Genomic DNA, 17721 nt, shown 5'->3' on the forward strand with positions numbered 1-17721 from the left:
ATGACCCAATCGGTGCAAGTGGTCGTTCTGAACTGGCGCACGCCCGAAATGTCGCTGGACGCGGCGCAGGCAGCCCTGCGCGAGATCGAAGGGCTGGACGGTGGCGTGACGGTCGTGGACAACGACTCGGGCGATGGGTCGTTCGAAAAGATGTCGCAGGCCGTGCAGGGCTGGCCGCGCATCGCCGTGGTGCAATCGGGCTGGAACGGCGGTTTCGGCGCGGGCAACAATCACGGCATCCGTCAGCGATTGCCGGACGGGCGGCGGCCCGATCTGGTCTATCTGCTGAACTCGGACGCGATCCCGCAGCCGGGCGCGATCCGGGCACTGGTCGATTACATGGCCCGCCATCCCGAAGCCGGCATCGCCTGTTCGCGCATTCGCGGCACGGACGGCGAACCGCATCTGACCGCTTTCCGCTTTCCCAGTGCGGCTGGCGAATTCGAGGCGGCCAGCAAGACCGGCCCGATCACCAAGCTGCTGCGCAACAAGGTCGTGGCGATCCCCCAGCCTGCGACCTCGGGTCGCGTGGACTGGTCGGCAGGCGCGTCGATGATGATGCGCATGGACATGCTGGAACGCATCGGTTTGTTCGATGAAGGCTTTTTTCTTTATTACGAAGAAACCGACCTGTGCCGTCGCGCGGCCAAGGCGGGGTTCCAGACCCATTATGTCGTGGAAAGCGTGGTCGAACATATCGGTTCGGCCAGCACGGGCATGAAGACATGGAAGCGCGCGCCGGATTACTGGTATGACTCGCGCCGCCGTTATTTCGAAAAGCATCACGGTCGGGCAGGGGCGCTGATGGCGACGGCTGCGGCATTGGGGGGTGAGGGCGTCTGGCGTCTTCGCTGCCTGATGCAGCGGCGCGCGTCCGGCACGCCTCCCGGTCATCTGGGCCAGTTGACGCGCCATGCCTTGCGCCGCCAGCCCGCCCCCGTTCATGTTGAAAAGGGTAAGCCATGACGCAATTTTCAGCGATTCTGGTTGGGAATGAACTGCTGCTGCGTCATGCGGCGGAAACGCTGCTGGATCGCGGCCATGCCGTTGCGGCGGTCGTCACGCGCAATCCCGAACTTGCCGCATGGGCGCAAGGCGCGGGGCTGGTGGTCGAGGATCAGGATGCTCCGATCTCCGCCGACGCCCCGGCAGCCGATTGGCTGTTCAGCGTGGCGAACCTGTCGATCCTGAAGCCCGCGATGCTGGCGCGCGGGCGGCTGGGTGCGATCAATTTCCATGACGGTCCCTTGCCGAAGCTGGCGGGTCTGAATGCGCCGGTCTGGGCGATCATCGGCGGTCAGGCGCAGCACGGCGTCACATGGCACATGATCGAAGGCGGCGTGGACGAAGGCGATATTCTGGCGCAGCGCCTGTTTGATCTGCGCGATGACGATACCGCGCTGACGGTGAACGCCCGCTGCTTTGCCCGTGCGGCGGAAAGCTTCCCCGATGTCGTGGCCCAGCTTGAGGGCGCAGGCCCGCAGCGCGTGGCGCAAGACCTGACCCAGCGCAGCTATGTCGGTCGCGACAAGCGCCCCGAGGCGGGCGGCGTGATCGATTTCAACCAGCCCTCGGGCCGGATCGGCGCGCTGGTGCGCGGTCTGGATCACGGCGGCTATTGGAACCCGCTGACCGAGGCCAAGGTGCTGGTGGGCGACCGTCTGCTGGCCGTGGTGGCGTTTCAGGGGGTCGTCGCGGGATCTGCTGCGCCGGGGACCGTGATCTCACATGATGCGGATACGGCGGTGGTTGCGACTGCCGATGGCGCGGTGCGGCTGCAGTTTCGCGAATTGCCGCCCTTGGGCGTGGTGCTGGAAGCGGGCGACCGGGCGCGGCTGACCGAGTTGTCGGACGCGGCGGCCAAGCATGATGGCTGGTGGCGCAAGCGTCTGGCCCGGATGAACGCGGCAGTGCTGCCGGGAGAGCCTTCGGGCGATATGGCGCGTATTGACCTGATGCCGGGCGCTTTGGCCGAGCGGGTTGCTTTGTCTGCGGCGCTTCTGGCGCGTCTGGCCGCGCAGCCGCAGCTTGATCTGGCGCTGCGTCCGCAGGACTTGCCGGGCGATGCGCTGGTCGCGGGCTGGCAGCCCATCGCGATCCAGACGAACGGCGACATGACGCTGGCCCAGCTTTCGGCACAGATCGACGCCGAGCAGGCCGAGGCGGCCAAGCATGGTTTCTTTCTTGCCGATCTGCCCAGCCGCGCGCCCGAACTGCGCGAGGCGGCAAGGCCCGATCTGGCGATCAACCTGCGCGATGCCCAACCGATGGACGCTGCGCTGACCATCGCCCTGACCGATGCGGGGGCTGCGTTGTTCCACGATCCTGCGCGCGTGAGCGCCGTTCAGGCGCATCGCATCGCCCGCGCGCTGGATGCCGGGCTGGTCCTGCCCGCAGAAACCGCGCTGAAAGACGTGTCGCTGCTGGACACGGACGAATTGCGCGACCTGCTGGTCACGCGCAACGACACCGCGCAGGATGTGCGGCTGGCCTGTATCCATGACCTGATCGAGGACGCCGCCAAGGCCGAACCTGATGCCGTGGCGCTGGCGTTCGAAAACCGCACCATGACGCGGGCCGAGCTGTCGCGTGCCTCGGACGCGCTGGCCGCGCGGCTGGTGGAACTGGGCGTCGGGCCGGATCAGCCGGTCGGGCTGTTCGCCAAGCGCAGCCCCGAACTGGTCATCGGCGCGCTGGCGATCTGGAAGGCGGGCGGTGCCTACGTGCCCTTGGACCCGGATTACCCCGCCGACCGGATCGAGCTTTATATCGAAGACAGCGGTGCCAAAGTCGTGCTGGTGCAGGACGGCATCGCGGACCGCCTGCCCACGCATCAGGCGCAGGTCGTGCCGATTCCCGCCGCCATTCCCGCGACGGCGCAGGCCCCTGAAACCGCTGTCGGGCCGGGCAATCTGGCCTATCTGATCTATACCTCGGGTTCGACCGGGCGGCCCAAGGGCGTGATGGTCGAACATCGCAACGTCGCGAACTTCTTTGCGGGCATGGATGCGGTCATCCCGCATCAGGCAGGCGATGCGTGGCTGGCTGTGACCAGCCTGTCCTTTGACATCTCGGTGCTGGAGATTTTCTGGTCGCTGGCGCGCGGCCTGCGTTTGATCATCGCGGGCGAGGAATCGCGGCTGGCGGTGTCGGGCGCGGCCCCCGTTGTGCAGGGCGAAATGGCCTTCAGCCTGTTCTATTGGGGCAATGATGACGGCCCCGGCCCGCGCAAATACCAGCTTTTGCTGGATGGCGCGCGGTTTGCCGATGAAAACGGCTTTGTCGCGCTGTGGACGCCGGAACGCCACTTCCACGCCTTTGGCGGCCCTTATCCGAACCCGGCGGTGTCGGGCGCAGCGGTGGCTGCGGTGACTAGAAACATTGCCGTGCGCGCGGGCAGCTGCGTGCTGCCGCTGCACCATCCCGCCCGCGTGGCCGAGGAATGGGCCGTCATCGACAACCTGACCGGCGGTCGGGCGGGGCTTGCCATCGCCTCGGGCTGGCAGCCGGATGATTTCGTGCTGCGCCCGGAAAACGCGCCGCCGAACAACAAGACCGCGATGATCGCGGGCATCGACCAGCTGCGCCGCCTGTGGCGCGGCGAGGCGGTCGAGTTTCCGCGCGCCGCTGGCGGCAGCTTCGGTGTCGTGACCCAGCCGCGCCCGGTGCAAAAGGAATTGCCGCTGTGGATGACGGTCGCGGGCAACCCCGACACGTGGATCGAGGCCGGGCGTCTGGGCATGAACGTCCTGACCCACCTGCTGGGCCAAAGCATCGAAACCGTGGCGGCGCGGGTCAAGGATTACCACGCGGCCCTGCGGGCGGCGGGGCACGATCCGGCGAATTTCACCGTCACGCTGATGCTGCACACCTGTCTGGCGGCGGATCGCGAAACCGCGCGGGAAATCGCGCGCGAGCCGATGAAGAATTACCTGCGCAGTGCCGCCGCGCTGGTCAAGCAATACGCATGGGATTTCCCCGCCTTCCGCAAGCCCGAAGGCATGACGAACCCGATGGCGATCGATCTGGGCAGCCTGTCCGAGGAGGAGCTGGACGGCATCCTTGAATTCGCCTTCCTGCGCTATTTCGAGGATTCGGGGCTGTTCGGCTCGATGGACGACGCCATCGCGCGGATCGAGCATCTGAAGACCATCGGCGTGGGCGAGATTGCCTGCCTGATCGATTACGGCATCGCGCCGGAACAGGTGGTCGCGGGCTTCCCGATGCTGGCCGAACTTCGTGCGGCGGTGAACCCGGCAAGCGACCCGGATGCAGGTGATTATTCCATCGCGGCACAGATCCGGCGCTGGGGGGTCACGCATCTGCAATGCACGCCCAGCATGGGGCGCATTCTGGTATCCGACCCTACGGTGGCCGGGGCAATGGCGCGGCTGAAATGCGTGATGCTGGGCGGAGAGGCGCTGCCACCCGCGCTGCTGGCCGAGATCCGCAAGGTGACGAAAGCCCGCGTGCTGAACATGTATGGCCCGACCGAGACGACGATCTGGTCCACCACCGCCGATGTGACCGACGCCCCCGAGGTGACTTTGGGCCGTCCCATCGTTAACACGCAGCTTTACGTGCTGGATCCGGACGGTGCGCCGGTCGCGCCGGGGGCTTTGGGCGAATTGTGGATCGGCGGCCATGGCGTCACGCGCGGCTATTGGCAGCGCGAGGATTTGACGGCTAATGCGTTCCGACCCGATCCCTTCGTGCCTGCGGATCGCAGCGCGCCCTGGGGTGCGCGGATGTATCGCACGGGCGATCAGGTGCGCTGGCGCGATGATGGCGGGCTTGATTATATCGGGCGCGCCGATCACCAGATCAAGCTGCGCGGTTTCCGCATTGAGCTGGGCGAGATCGAGGCGGCGCTGGGCGCATTGCCCGGCGTGCGCGATGCAGTGGCACTGGTCCGAGAAGATACGCCGGGCGACAAGCGGTTGGTGGCCTATGTCACCGGCGATGTCGCCGAGGAAAAGGCGCTGCGCGAGGCGCTGGTGACGGCACTGCCCGCGCATATGGTTCCGGGCCGGATCATGCGGCTGGACAAGATGCCGCTGACACCGAACCGCAAGATCGACCGCAAGCAATTGCCGATGCCGGGCGCGGTCGTCGTGCCGGTGGCGGTGGCTGCACCCGTCGCGGCCACCCTTGCCGCTCCGGCTACCACGGTCGCTGCACCGACCGCGGATTTGGGGCCGGCGGTGCAGGCGCTTTGGTCCGAGGTTCTGGGCGTGGCGCAGATCGGTCCGCGCGACAACTTCTTTGCGCTGGGGGGGCATTCGCTGCTGGCGATCCAGTTGCATCGCACCATCCGCGACAAGCTGGCGCTGCCGCGCCTGGGGGTCACGGACATCTTCCGCTTCCCGGTGCTGGGCGATTTCATGCGCCATGTCGCAACCTTGGCCCCGGCCAATGCGGCACCTGCTGCATCGGTTGTGGCCCCTGCGCCCGTTGCGGCCCCGACCGTTACGGCTGCACCGGCGGCGGCCGAGGATGCAATGGCCAAGCGCCGTGCCTTGCGGGCGCAACTGCGCGGCGGCCAGTGACCGAAGCCGAGGCGCTGCGCGCCTTGGCGCGGCGCCTGATGCCGCAGGGCTTTGGCTGTGCGGTTCTTCCCTTGGACCAGCCCGCGCCGCCGCTTTTGCCCGCCGAGGCAGAGGCGGTCGCGCGCGCCGTCCCCAAGCGGCGTCAGGAATTCGCCATCGGACGTGCAGCCCTACGGCTGGCGATTGCAGAGGCGGGGCATGTGCTGGCCGAGAGCAGGGCGATCCCGCCCCGGTCCGATCGGCAGCCCGACCTGCCGCCGGGTCTACGCGCCAGCCTGTCGCATAGCGGGGCGCATTGCGTTGCGGTCGCGGCCCCGGCGGGCGGGCCGTCCATCGGTATCGACATCGAACCTTGCGACCGAAAGCCACCTGATGGGCTGGCCAAGGTCGTGGCGCCTTACCGCATGTCAGAGGATCTGCCGCTGCTGGCCTTTTGCGTCAAGGAAGCGATGTTCAAGGCGCAATATCCGCTGACCGGGCGGATGCTGGATTTCAGTGCGGTTCCCGCCGTTCTGCGCGGCGAACGGGTGCGGGCCTGCATGGGCGCGCGCCTGATCGGCGCGCGCTGGGGGATCGCGGGGGGCTATTACCTGTCGATCAGCCTTTGGCGCGGCTGAACAGCGCGGCAAGCTGACTGGCGGATACCCGGATGTCATGGCGTTCGGTCACGCGTGCCAAAGCCGCACGGCCCATCGTTTCAAGCGTCGATGGGTCGGTCTGCGCGGCCTGAAGCATCGCCCCGGCCAGCGCATCCGCATCGCCCGCAGGAACCAGCCAGCCTTCCTGTCCGGGGCGCACCAGCTCCGGGATGCCCGCGATATAGGTCGCGATCACGGGACGGGCGCGGGCCATCGCCTCCATGATGACCACCGGCAGACCTTCGGCAAAGCTGGGGGTGACCAGCGCATGGGCCGCATCCATCGCGGCGCGGACCCCGGCTTCGTCTTGCCAGCCCAGCAGGCTTACGGCGTCCGTCATGCCCTCGGCGGCGATGATACCCTCAATCATGGTGCGCAACTCTCCGTCGCCGACCAGAGACAGGCGCAGGGCGGGGTTCTGACGCCATGCCAGTGCAAAGGCGCGGATCAGCAGGCCGAAGCCCTTTTGTTCGGCAAAACGCCCGACCGCGACCAGATGCAGCGGACCAGCGGGCAGGGGGGCGGGATCGGACCAGCGCGTCAGGTCAAGGCCGCAATGAACCACCTGCACCTTTGGCAGATCAGCGCTTTCGGCCCAGCGATACATCTGCGACCGGCCATAGCTGCTGACGGTCACGCAGAACTCTGCCCGAGCCAGCTTGCCCCCCAGATCCAGCGCGGCAGGCCGGTCGAATTCCTCGGGGCCGTGGACGGTAAAGCTGAACGGCGGGCCGCCCAGCATCCGGGCATAGGCTGCAACGCGGGTCGAGTTGGTGCCGAAATGCGCGTGGATATGTGCAAGACCCAATTCCTGCGCGCGGCGGGCGATACGTGCGCCTTCGGCCAGATAGATGATCTGCAGGGCAAGGTTGGATTCGCCTGCCTTTGCGCGCGCCTGCGCAACGGCCAGCGCGGCCTTGATGCGCGCGGGGCTGGACGCCTGTTTGACCAGACCGTTCAGCAGCTTTGCGGCACCTGCCTCAAGCACGCGCTCGGTCCGGGCATGTTCCTGTTGATCCGCCGGGTCCGTCAGTGCGGCGGCGTCGCCGCGCATGGCAAAACGATGCACCTGAAAGCCCAGATCCTCGATCGCTGAAATCTCGCGGCGAATAAAGCTGTGCGAGGGACGCGGATATGTATTGACGAGATAACCGATTCGCAGCTTGTAAACCCTTTTCAAAAGCAGAAATGCCGGCGACGGTGGTTGATTGCTACCGTCTGGGCCATAATACGCTCACTTCGACAGGAGTATGGGCGGAACTACCCCCTTCGTTGCAGGAGGCTACGATTTCAGTGGCGATTCTGGAACCAACTGGCAGTATTCAAGTTGAATGATTTGTCTGGAGCAGGAGAGTTCAGCTGAGTGGTATATTGGCCATAGGTGTCGCAATTGCGACGGTCAGCGTGCTGACAGGTAGCCTTTATCTGGGCCTGTCGTTCTGGTCGATGCTGTTGCTATACTCGCTCAGCGGGACGGTCACGACCTTGATGGTCGGGTGGCGCCGCTTTGCCTGTCTTGAGTTTCACGAAAGCGCAAGACAGGGCTGAAAACAGCCCTGTCCGTTAGGTAAATTCATTTTAAAATATCAGTAGCCGGTACAGCGGAAAACGACGCCGACGGTCTTTGCGATGATCGAAGCATCGCCCTTGAGGCTAAGGTCGGCGGCATATTCCGCGTCGAAGGTCGCACGGGCGGCAAAAGTGCTGTCGTTGCGATCCGAGATTTGCCACAGGCCGGTGACGCCGGGGCGCAGGTGATAATAGTCTGCGCCGGGATAAAGCTGTGCTTGGTCCAGCATCATCGGACGCGGGCCGACGACAGACATATCGCCCAGGAACACGTTCCAAAGCTGCGGCAGTTCGTCCAGCGAGGTCTTGCGCAGGAAGCGACCGACCGGCGTAATGCGCGGATCGTTTTTCAGCTTCTGGGTCAGATCCCATTCGGCTTTCGCCTCGGGATTGCCTGCCAGATATTCGACCAGACGCGCATCGGCATTATCGACCATCGTGCGCAGTTTCCACAGGCGGAAGCTGCGGCCCGAGCGACCGACACGCAATTGGCTGTAGAACGGCTTGTCACCGTGCAGCGCGATCATTGCGACCAAAATCAGGACGACCGGCAGGACAATCGGCGCCGATACAAGAATGGCGGCAATATCCAGCGGGCGTTTCATGAAGCGTGCGTAGAACGAACGCACTCCGACCGGTTCCGTGGTGACGCTTTGCGTCTGCTGAAGCAAGGAACCGACATTATCTAAATCAGAAGAAACAAATTCCGTAGAGTTCGGCATTGGTAAAACCTACCTAATCGTTACAAGGGGCAGTATAGCCGCCCGTTCCAATAAAACTAGATCGAAATGAGGGACTAACCAAAAGGATAGGTTTGTTATTTTTCAATGACTTAAGTGCAGATTTCACGGGTTGCAGGATAGGGGTCTGGTGGCCTAGGGTTTGTGACATAGGGGCAATCGCATGGGTTGCACGCGGTATTAGGTGGGGTCGTTCTGTCATAATCAACCATCAGTTGATTTTCTGTATGGCGGCTCTGGTTATAATGGTAAGCGGCCGTCATTCGGCTAAATAGCCCGAGGGTTGTTAAATGAGTTCAGCGTTTCAATTCCTGATTGAAGGGGTGTCGGCATTCTATCTTGGGCACAGCCTTGTCAGCCCGACATTGCCGGAAATGATGCATAATCTGATGGAAACCCCGGTTGAGTTTCAGATTATCAACGGCGCGCCATTGGAATGGCAGTGGAATGAAAGCGCCAATGCGCAGGGTATGAACGGGCGCGAATGGTTGCCCACGCATCCGGTCGATGCTTTCGTGATGACCGAGCGTGTGCCGCTGGCGCCGACTGTGGAATACCATGCCAGCCAGAAATACGCCGCCGATTGGGCGGCCTTGGCGGTCAAGGCCAATCCTGCGGTCAAGCTGTATCTCTATGAGACCTGGGAAGGCATCGACGATCAGACCACCGGCACGACGAAAACCTGGCGCGAGCAGATCGTCAAGAATCTGCCCTTGTGGGAAAGTATCGCGGACGGGGTGAACAAGACCCTGCCAGAGGGCACGGCCCCGATGCGGATCATCCCCGCCGGGCAGGGCATGATCCGCCTGCATGACGCGATCGAGCGGGGCGAGGTGCCGGGCATGTATTCGATTCGCGACTTTTTCCGCGACGACATTCATCCCACGGATGCCGGGTTCTATTATGTGGCTTTGATCAATTACGCGGTGCTGACCGGCGAAAGCCCGATCGGGGCCGAGCGGAACATGATGGGGATGGGCGGTCCCTATGATACGCCGTCCGACAAGGTGGCAGATGTGCTGCAACGTCTGGCCAAGGAAACCGTTGACGAATTCAACGGCGTGGCCAACTAGCGCCCGCGTGCCCATTCCTGCTTGTTGCGGCCCGTTCTGACGGCGACCGCGACGGCGGCGTAGGTGACGAAGCCGATGGGGTCGGCGGCGGCGTGGCGCAGCAGCTGCGTGCGGTTGGGGCGCACATGCCCCTGCCGCTGAAGCAGTTCGGGGTAAAGACGCGCGATCTCGGCCACGCCGGTATCCTGACGGCGGCGGACGCGGACCAGCGTCTGAAACCCCTCGACGATGGGCCAATAGAACGGCTCGTCTATCAGGATGCGCTCGGCATCGGTGAATTGCAGTCGCGCAAACGTATCGTCCGAGATGACCTGCGGATATTCCCCCCAGCGCGCGCGACCTGCGGCATTGACGCCATATTGTCCCGCGCCCGTCACCGTATCCGCGACAAAGGGCAGTTTGGACCAGAACCGTCCATAGGTGCGCGAAACCCAGCTTTTCGCCGGAGCAACCACCAGACGACCGCCTGCATAGCGGGGTTGGGGCACATCCAAAGCGTTGACCGTCTTGGCCAGAAGGCGCGGGGACATCCGCAGATCGGCGTCCAGATAGATGCGGATGTCATGGCTGGCGCAGGCATCGCCGTGGTTCAGCGCACCGATCTTGCCGCCCTGTGCCAGCTCCTCGACCCGCAGCACCCAGCCGCGCGCCGCGAAATCGCCCATGCGTGCCCTTGCGCGTTCCGCGGTGTCGTCACGGCAGCCGTTGGCAATCACGATGACCTCGACCGGGCCGGAATGTTCCTGCGAAAGAACGTTGTCCAGACAGGCGTCGATATACTTGCCCTCATCATGGGCGGGGATCAGGACAGAGCAGGGGGTCATTTGTATTCGATCAATCCCGAACGGCGGCCCAGCAGGCGGCGAAGATGGAATTCCAGCACGCCCCGCGCCTCGGGGAACTTGCCCAGCATGGTATAGAAGGCACGAGGCCAGCGGTCCCGCGCATCGGGATCGCGCATCGCCATCCGGGCAATCTGCGCCGGATAGGCCAGCAGCAGAACCAGCGCCCATGGCGTCACGATCAGCCCCAGCAGAATCAGCAGCGGCAGGATCAGTGCCCAGATGACCGACCGTCTGGTTTCGCGCTGCCAGAACCGTTCGGCGCCATCGCGATAGCGCCACGATACCTCGGCAAAGGCGTGGCCCGCCCGGCGCGAACGCCGCGCCCATTGGTCGTATCGGGTCATTGCGGCATCGTGCAGCGTCATCGGGGCATCAAGGCGACGGATGACCCAGCCCGCACGGGCGATGCGCAGGCACATCTCGGGTTCTTCGCCCGCGATCAGCGTGGGGTCGAAGCCGCCGATTTCAGCCAATGCGGCGCGGCGAACCAGCATGTCACCCCCCACGGCCTGCGCCGGACCGATGGGCGTATCCCATTCCGTGTCGCACAGCCTGTTATAGATCGACGCTTCGGGCTTGCGTTCGCGGCGGCGTCCGGCCGTGATCGCCAGCTTGGGATCGGCGGCCATCGCGGCAAGCGCGGTGGCGATCCAGCCCTGCTCGACCTCGCAATCGCCATCGACGAACTGCACGAATTCGGACCCCTCGGTCAGGACGAATCCCGCATTGCGGGCACGTGCGGCGGTAAAGGGCTTTGTCATGTCAAGCTGCACCACCTCGGCCCCCATTTCCAAGGCGCGGGCCGCACTACCGTCGGTTGAACCCGAATCGACATAGATGACGCGCCCCACCTGCGGCAGCAGCGAGGCAAGGCAGCGTATAAGCCGCTCACCTTCGTTGCGGCCAATGGCGATGGCGGTCACCTGCTGTGGCGAAACTGCCGCGGTGATTTGCCATGCATTATCGTGATCTGACGTGTTTTCAGTTGTCGCGCTCATAGCCGGGACGCTACCATGCGGCGGGCGGCCAAGTCATCGGCGCAATGCTGGGTTCTTCGTCGTCGTTGTTCCACCAGAGGCAGAGGGGCCACAGGTTTGCAGGCCGATACAGGAAAGACACCGGACAAGACGCCGGTAAGTGGTGCTACCCCCGCGCCGGGACGTAAAAGTGTATCAAGCAAATTCATTCGCCGGGAAGCTGCGCGGACCGCATCGGATGCGGCACATGCGCAGATCATCTCGCAGCGTTTTTCGCTTTTGCGGACGCGGATCCTACGCGAGATGCGCAATCGGGGCTGGCACAAGCTTGCCGTGGTTCCGCTGACACGTGAGGCGGGGGGGACTTATGTCTCGATCCATCTGGCACTGGCGCTGGCGCGTCAGCAGCACACGAATGTCGTGCTGATGGATATGGATCTTGGCAATCCCAGTCTGGCCCGCGAACTGGGCATCCCAGGCTGCGATTCCGTGACCGACACCCTGCGCAAGGGGCGTCCGTTGGCGGACCTGATCTGCACGATCGAGGAGTTGCCCAATCTGGCCGTTCTGGCCCCCGGTCAGGCCGAGCCCGAGGCAGCCGAGCTGCTGCAGGATGAACAGCTTGCGGCCGCGCTGGGACAGCTGGGCGACATCAGCACCAATACCGTGGTCATCATGGACGGCGCGGCCTTGCTGGGCGAAGACGCGGCGCTGGCGGGCATCCCGCTGGCGGATGCGCTGTTGCTGGTTGCCGACGGCCGCAATGGCACGTCTGCCGATATGGCCCATGCCGACCGCCTGCTGGTCGGTATGCCCCCGGTGATGGGCGTCGTTTTGAACAAATCCGAAGATTGACCTGAATACGGGATTAATGAGTTTTGGGACCGATACAATCCTTGCAGGACTTGATCTCGATGATCAGGCGGCGTTTGCCGCTGATGCTGACGATCATCGTCTGCGGCATCCTTGCCTCTTTTTATCTGATCATTTCCTCGCCCCGAGTATATGAATCTTCGGCGGTGATTCAGGTGGATACGCCTGCGGCCATCGATCAGGGCAGCGATTCGTCGCTGCCTGCGTCGCGTCGGGTGCAGCTGATCGAACAGCGCCTGACCGCGCGTTCGAACATTCTGGACGTGATCGACCGTCTGCACCTGTTTGCCGATGCGCCCGGCCTAAGCGAAACCGACAAGATCGGTGCCGTGCGCAGTTCGATCCGCATCGAAAGCATTCAGGCGCCGGGTGTGTCCGCGGATTCCAGCATGTCGCTGGCGGCCATCGTCATCAGCGCGCAGGCCGAAACGCCGGACACGGCTGCGGCCATCGCCAACGATTTTGCCAATAGCGTCGTGAACCGCGACCGCGAAAACCGCGCAGCCCGCATCGTCGAGGCGCGTGACTTTCTGATCAGCGAAGAAAGCCGCCTGACCGAGTCGCTGGCCGAACTGGATCGCAAGATGGCGGATTTCAACGCGCGATTCGAAGACGCGCTGCCGGCGGCGCAGGAATATCTGCAGACCGAACTGACGCAGCTTGGCTCCTCGGTCAACGCGCTGGAACGTGACATCATGGCGCTTCAGCGCGATCGCCTTGCGCTGGAGGAAGGGCCGATCGGGGCCGATGCCCGTCCCTCGGCCACGCTGGTGCAACAGATCCGCACCGCCGAGATCGAACTTGCGCAAGCCCGTCGCACGCTGGCCCCCGGCCATCCTGAAATCAAACGTCTGGAAGACAACCTGACGCGGCTGAATTCGGGCGATGAAAGCACTTCCGACCTGACCGTGCGTCAGGCCGCGCTGATCGACCGCCAGCTGGACCAGCTCGCCGATCAGCGTCGCGAATTGCGCGGGCGCATTCAGGAAATCGAACGGGGCCGCAGTCGTGCACCTCAGGTCGCGCGCGATATGGAAACCATGACGCGCCAGCAGCGCCGCCTGCAGGACCGCTATGCCGAAATCTCGCGTCAGCTTGCGCAGGTCGAAACGCAGCAGTTGCTGATGGACAACGATCAGGCGGAACGCTTCGTCATGCTGGAACGTGCGCTGCCGCCGGAATATCCGGCATTCTCGAACCGCAAGAAAAGCGCGGTGATGGGGGCGGTGGGCAGCTTCGGACTGGCTTTTGCGGTGGCCCTGGCGCTTGAGTTCCTGCGCCCCGTCCTGCGCCGGACCGAGCAGTTCAACCGCGCGACGGGCACACGCCCCGTCATCTCATTACCCTACCTTCCGACCTCGCGCGATATTCGCAACCGCCGCATTTCAATGGTTTACATGATCGTGTTGCTGGCGGCGGGGCTGTTCGTCGCGATGTGGCTGCTGGGCAATATCCCCGGTCTGCAATCGCCCGCCATTGCACCCACCGCGACCGAAGGCCTGGCCTGATGACAGCCGAATCGGGCGCGCCCCGCAAAAGCTTTGCCTCGCGCGCGCTTGGCAGCGGCGCTTGGTCGATGGCGAATTTCGGGGGCGGGCAGGTCATGCGCCTGGCCTCGAACCTGATCCTGACGCGCATCCTCAGCCCGGATGATTTCGGCCTGATGGCGCTGGTCTCAAGTTTCCTGATCGGGCTGAACATGTTCAGCGACATGGGCCTTGGCCCGTCGATCATGCAAAGCAAGCGCGGCGACGATCCCGCGTTTCTGGATACGGCGTGGACGATCAAGGTCGTGCGCGGCTTCATCATCTTTGCGACCGCCTGCGTCATCGCATGGCCGCTGGCGCTGTTCTATAGCGCGCCCGCCTTTGCATGGGTTTTCCCGGCGGCGGCGATTTCCATGCTGATCGGCGGGTTCTTCCCCACGCGGATTGACACGGCGGCGCGGCATCTGCAGGTCGGTCGCCTGACCATGATCGAGCTTGCAAACCAAGGCATCGGCATTCTGATCACCATCGCCGCCGCCCTGATCCTGCAAAACGTCTGGGCGCTGGTCTGGGGGCAGGTCCTGGGCGCCGTGGTGCAGCTTGCCATGTTCCATTACATGCTGCCCGGCCATGTCGATCGCTTCCGCATGGAAAAGGAAGCACGGGACGAGATCGTCAAATTCGGCAAATGGATCTTTTTCAGCACCATCTGCGGCTTTCTGCTGTTTCAGGGCGACCGGATAATTCTGGGCCGCGTCCTGACGCTGGAGCATCTGGGGATTTACAACATCGGTCAGTTCCTTGCGACGGTTCCCGGTCTGCTGGGCACGGCCATCGCGGGGCGGCTGTTCATTCCGATGTATCGCGAACATCCCCCCGGAGAGAGCGAGCAGAACCGCCGCACATTGCAGCGCACGCGCTTTGGCTTTACCGGCCTGCTGCTTTTCGTGGCGATCGGTTTTGCATTGGTTGGCCCCTGGTTGGTCGATCAGCTTTACGATGACCGCTATCACCGCGCAGGTGGCATCCTTGTCGCCATCGCCTGTATCCAGATGCTGATGGTCGTGCCGCTAAGCTATGAAACAGCGGCACTGGCCGCGGGGGATTCACGCGGCTTCTTCGTCATGCAATCCAGCCGTGCGATGATCTATTTCGGGCTGGTGCTGGTCGGCGCATGGCTTGGCGGGTTGACGGGGCTGTTGGTGGCACAGGGCTTTGCGCATCTGTTCTGCTATCCCGTTTCGGCATGGACGGCGCGACGGCATCAGGCGTGGGATCCCCGCCATGACATCATCGCGGCTGCTGTGGCTGTCGTGGGCGCGGCCGTGGCACTGACTCTGCATCGCGACGTGGTGGCGGCTGCCTTGCTGCACTGATCAAAAAGCCCGGCCGTCCAGCCGGGCTTTCGCATGTCTGGCAGGCCGGGGATGATCCCCGGCCGCTTTTGTCAGTTGAACAGGAAATCGCTGGCGTCCAGATTGCTTGCATCCGTCCATTGCAGCGTGATGCGGCTGTCCCCGAACGAGACAATGGCATCATGCCCGCTTTGACGGATGGTCAGATCGGCGAACCGTTCGGCCCCGGACTGGATGACGATCTTGTCATGCTCTCCGACCCAGCCGATCCCGGCGTTGAAATCCGAGATACGATCCTGACCCGAACCGGCGGTGAACACGAAACGGTCGCTGCCATATCCGCCCGACATCATGTCGTTTCCGGTGCCGCCGATGATGCGGTCGTCGCCGCCTTCGCCGTGCAGCGTGTCATTACCTTCGCCGCCCCAGATCGTGTCATTGCCGCGATAGGCCCAGATCAGGTTGGCCTCATCGCTGCCGACCAACTGGTCATTGCCCGACGCGGATTTGATGTTCTCGATGCTGATCAGCGTATCAAGGCCAAAGCCGGTATTCTGCGGTCCGGTCCGGCTTAGGTCCACGCTGACATCCTGTGCGCCGTCCTGCGGTCCGGTGAAGACGACGAAATCGATGCCGTCTCCGCCATGCAGGTAATCGTTGCCCTCGCCGCCCTCCAGGCTGTCGCGACCCAGCTGGCCGTAAAGGGTGTCATCGCCCATGCCGCCGTCCAGCACGTCATCATTGTTGCCGCCCAGCAGCGTGTCATGACCGGACATGCCTTGCAGATCGTCGTTGCCGTCGCTGCCATCCAGACGGTTGGCGTAAAGATTGCCAATGATGCTGTCGTCATGGGCGCCGCCGGTGACGTTTTCGATGTTCAGCACCACATCCATGCCGCGCGCGGTGTGCTGCGGGCCGGTGATGCGCAAATCCAGTTTCAGCGCCGCCCCGGTTTCGGCCAGAAATGTATCGGTGCCCGCGCCGCCGTCCAGCGTGTCGTCGCCCAGCATCCCTTCCAGCGTGTCATTGCCCGCGCCGCCCAGCAGCAGGTTGTCGCTGTTATTGCCAAGGATCAGGTTGTCCAGCCCGTTGCCGATGCCATTGCGGGCCGAGCCGGTCAGCGTCAGGTTTTCCAGATTGGCCCCAAGCGTCCACCCGACCGAGGCCGACACCGTATCGATCGAGGTATTGGGCCGGCCCGCGGCGTCCTGCCACGGCTCAACGATCTGGTCCATCGCGGAATCGACCACGAAATGATCGTTGCCGGAACCGCCGCGCATCGTGTCTGCGCCCTGTCCACCGTTAAGATAGTTATTACCCGCACCCGCGATCAGCAGGTCGTTGCCTTCGCCACCGTAAAGCTGGGCGTTCGTCCCGCCCGCCGCGGAAAGCGTGTCATTGCCGCCGTCACCACGCAATTCGTTGCCGTTGCTGGCCGTGGTGATGCGGTCGTCGCCCGCACCGCCATAGACCTGATACGAGACGCCGCCGCGCCCGGTGAATTCGTCGTCGCCATCCAACAGATGTGCAATTACGTCATCGCGGCTATTGGGAAGATCCAGCGGGTTGAAGACGTCCCGGCTGTTCGTTCCACGAATATTGATCGGCATGTATAAACCTCTGGTTGTGTTGCACCCAGAGGCTAGGCAATAAAATCAAAAGGTCTATGACATATCCGCATCGCCGAAACATTCGCCGCGATCGGCCTGACGCTGGCGTTCGCGGAACCTCTCGCGGTCTGCATCGTCATATTCGGAATGGCAGCGGTGGCAGCTGACGCCCGCCTCGTATTCAGGGCGGGTGCGGTCCTGGGCTGACAGCGGACGGCGGCAGGCGTGGCAAAGTTCGTGCTGCCCCTGCCGCAGCCCGTGGCCCAGACTGACGCGCTTGTCAAAGACGAAGCATTCGCCCTGCCACAGGCTTTTTTCCTCGGGGACGTCCTCAAGGTATTTCAGGATGCCGCCGCGCAGGTGGAATACCTCGGGGACGCCTTGCGACATCAGGTAATTGGTCGATTTCTCGCAGCGGATGCCGCCGGTGCAGAACATCGCGATGCGCTTGCCCTGAAAGCGGTGGGCGTTTTCTTCCCACCATGCGGGGAAATCGCGGAAGGTCCGGGTTTCGGGATCGACCGCGCCGACGAATGTGCCGATCTCGACCTCGTAATCGTTGCGGGTGTCGATGACGGCGACATCGGGCGCACTGATCAGGGCGTTCCAGTCCCGCGCCTCGACGTAATGCCCGACCGAGGCGCTGGGGTCCACGTCGGGCTGGCCCATCGTCACGATCTCGCGCTTCAGGCGAACCTTCATGCGGCCGAACGGCATCGTGTCGGCCCCGCTTTCCTTCCAGTCCAGCGTATCGCAGCCGGGCAGGGCGCGGATATGGGCCAGCACCGCGTTGATGCCTTCGCGCGTGCCCGCGATCGTGCCGTTGATCCCTTCGGGCGCAAGCAGCAGCGTGCCGCGCACCCCCAGCGAACAGCACAGCTTGGCCAGCGGCCCCTGCAGGGCGGCGGGGTCGGGGAATCGGGTGAAATGATATAGCGCGGCAACGATCAGCATGGGCGGGGCTTAGACCCGGCGCGCGCCGCAATCAAGCACGGCATTGACGCC

At 63.9% G+C, this 17721-nt stretch carries 13 protein-coding genes; 7 read left to right on the forward strand and 6 right to left on the reverse strand.

The features are described from left to right. Genes FN835_RS09920 through FN835_RS09930 form a run of 3 tightly spaced genes read left to right on the forward strand, consistent with a single transcriptional unit; the run spans position 1 to position 6166 of the window. On the forward strand, positions 1–966 hold the full coding sequence (locus tag FN835_RS09920; protein ID WP_142663064.1) for a glycosyltransferase family 2 protein: 966 nt from the start codon (positions 1–3) through the stop codon (positions 964–966). Next, a complete protein-coding gene (locus tag FN835_RS09925; RefSeq protein ID WP_142663065.1) occupies positions 963–5549 on the forward strand; it encodes a MupA/Atu3671 family FMN-dependent luciferase-like monooxygenase in 4587 nt (1528 codons plus the stop codon). The genes FN835_RS09920 and FN835_RS09925 overlap by 4 nt, the downstream gene beginning before the upstream one ends. Beyond that, positions 5546–6166, forward strand: a complete 621-nt coding sequence (locus tag FN835_RS09930) for a 4'-phosphopantetheinyl transferase family protein (RefSeq protein WP_142663066.1) — start codon at positions 5546–5548, stop codon at positions 6164–6166. Before FN835_RS09925 ends, FN835_RS09930 begins: the two co-directional genes overlap by 4 nt. Here FN835_RS09930 and FN835_RS09935 read toward each other — a convergent pair. Both FN835_RS09935 and FN835_RS09945 read right to left on the reverse strand, forming a co-directional pair. Further along, positions 6147–7349 carry a glycosyltransferase family 4 protein gene (locus FN835_RS09935; protein WP_142663126.1) on the reverse strand — a complete coding sequence of 401 codons (1203 nt, stop codon included), beginning with the start codon at positions 7347–7349 and terminating at the stop codon, positions 6147–6149. The genes FN835_RS09930 and FN835_RS09935 overlap by 20 nt on opposite strands. A gap of 424 nt (positions 7350–7773) precedes the next feature. Then, positions 7774–8427 (reverse strand): sugar transferase, encoded by a 654-nt coding sequence (locus FN835_RS09945; RefSeq protein ID WP_425467465.1) that lies wholly within the window; start codon positions 8425–8427, stop codon positions 7774–7776. Positions 8428–8786: 359 nt separating this feature from the next. Between FN835_RS09945 and FN835_RS09950 the strand changes: the two genes are divergently transcribed. Further along, a complete protein-coding gene (locus tag FN835_RS09950; protein ID WP_142663068.1) occupies positions 8787–9569 on the forward strand; it encodes a hypothetical protein in 783 nt (260 codons plus the stop codon). Here FN835_RS09950 and FN835_RS09955 read toward each other — a convergent pair. Further along, positions 9566–10393: a glycosyltransferase family 2 protein gene (locus tag FN835_RS09955; protein WP_142663069.1), complete on the reverse strand. Its 828-nt coding sequence runs from the start codon at positions 10391–10393 to the stop codon at positions 9566–9568. The genes FN835_RS09950 and FN835_RS09955 overlap by 4 nt on opposite strands. Further along, positions 10390–11412 carry a glycosyltransferase family 2 protein gene (locus FN835_RS09960; RefSeq protein ID WP_142663070.1) on the reverse strand — a complete coding sequence of 341 codons (1023 nt, stop codon included), beginning with the start codon at positions 11410–11412 and terminating at the stop codon, positions 10390–10392. The genes FN835_RS09955 and FN835_RS09960 overlap by 4 nt, the downstream gene beginning before the upstream one ends. A gap of 282 nt (positions 11413–11694) precedes the next feature. On the opposite strand from FN835_RS09960, the gene FN835_RS09965 reads away from it, so the two are divergent. The 3 genes from FN835_RS09965 to FN835_RS09975 are packed head-to-tail and all read left to right on the forward strand — an operon-like array spanning position 11695 to position 15127. Continuing rightward, complete coding sequence (locus FN835_RS09965) at positions 11695–12246, forward strand: P-loop NTPase family protein (protein ID WP_246098696.1); 552 nt, start codon at positions 11695–11697, stop codon at positions 12244–12246. Positions 12247–12287: 41 nt separating this feature from the next. Further along, positions 12288–13772, forward strand: coding sequence for a GumC family protein (locus tag FN835_RS09970; protein ID WP_142663071.1), 1485 nt, complete (start codon positions 12288–12290; stop codon positions 13770–13772). Further along, positions 13772–15127 (forward strand): oligosaccharide flippase family protein, encoded by a 1356-nt coding sequence (locus FN835_RS09975; protein WP_142663072.1) that lies wholly within the window; start codon positions 13772–13774, stop codon positions 15125–15127. The genes FN835_RS09970 and FN835_RS09975 overlap by 1 nt, the downstream gene beginning before the upstream one ends. Positions 15128–15198: 71 nt before the next feature. Here the strand turns inward: FN835_RS09975 and FN835_RS09980 are convergent, their stop codons facing one another. Further along, positions 15199–16716 (reverse strand): calcium-binding protein, encoded by a 1518-nt coding sequence (locus tag FN835_RS09980; RefSeq protein ID WP_142663073.1) that lies wholly within the window; start codon positions 16714–16716, stop codon positions 15199–15201. Between the two features lie 54 nt (positions 16717–16770). Then, complete coding sequence (trhO, locus tag FN835_RS09985; protein WP_142663074.1) at positions 16771–17670, reverse strand: oxygen-dependent tRNA uridine(34) hydroxylase TrhO; 900 nt, start codon at positions 17668–17670, stop codon at positions 16771–16773. Positions 17671–17721: the final 51 nt, after the last annotated feature.

The sequence above is a fragment of the Paracoccus laeviglucosivorans genome (assembly GCF_900182695.1).
GTDB lineage: Bacteria > Pseudomonadota > Alphaproteobacteria > Rhodobacterales > Rhodobacteraceae > Paracoccus > Paracoccus laeviglucosivorans.

Coding starts and splice junctions, on each gene's coding strand:
- FN835_RS09920 (WP_142663064.1), top strand. CDS start 1: ATGACCCAATCGGTGCAAGTGGTCGTTCTGAACTGGCGCACGCCCGAA.
- FN835_RS09925 (WP_142663065.1), top strand. CDS start 963: ATGACGCAATTTTCAGCGATTCTGGTTGGGAATGAACTGCTGCTGCGT.
- FN835_RS09950 (WP_142663068.1), top strand. CDS start 8,787: ATGAGTTCAGCGTTTCAATTCCTGATTGAAGGGGTGTCGGCATTCTAT.
- FN835_RS09955 (WP_142663069.1), bottom strand. CDS start 10,393: ATGACCCCCTGCTCTGTCCTGATCCCCGCCCATGATGAGGGCAAGTAT.
- FN835_RS09960 (WP_142663070.1), bottom strand. CDS start 11,412: ATGAGCGCGACAACTGAAAACACGTCAGATCACGATAATGCATGGCAA.
- FN835_RS09965 (WP_246098696.1), top strand. CDS start 11,695: ATGCGCAATCGGGGCTGGCACAAGCTTGCCGTGGTTCCGCTGACACGT.
- FN835_RS09975 (WP_142663072.1), top strand. CDS start 13,772: ATGACAGCCGAATCGGGCGCGCCCCGCAAAAGCTTTGCCTCGCGCGCG.
- FN835_RS09980 (WP_142663073.1), bottom strand. CDS start 16,716: ATGCCGATCAATATTCGTGGAACGAACAGCCGGGACGTCTTCAACCCG.
- trhO (WP_142663074.1), bottom strand. CDS start 17,670: ATGCTGATCGTTGCCGCGCTATATCATTTCACCCGATTCCCCGACCCC.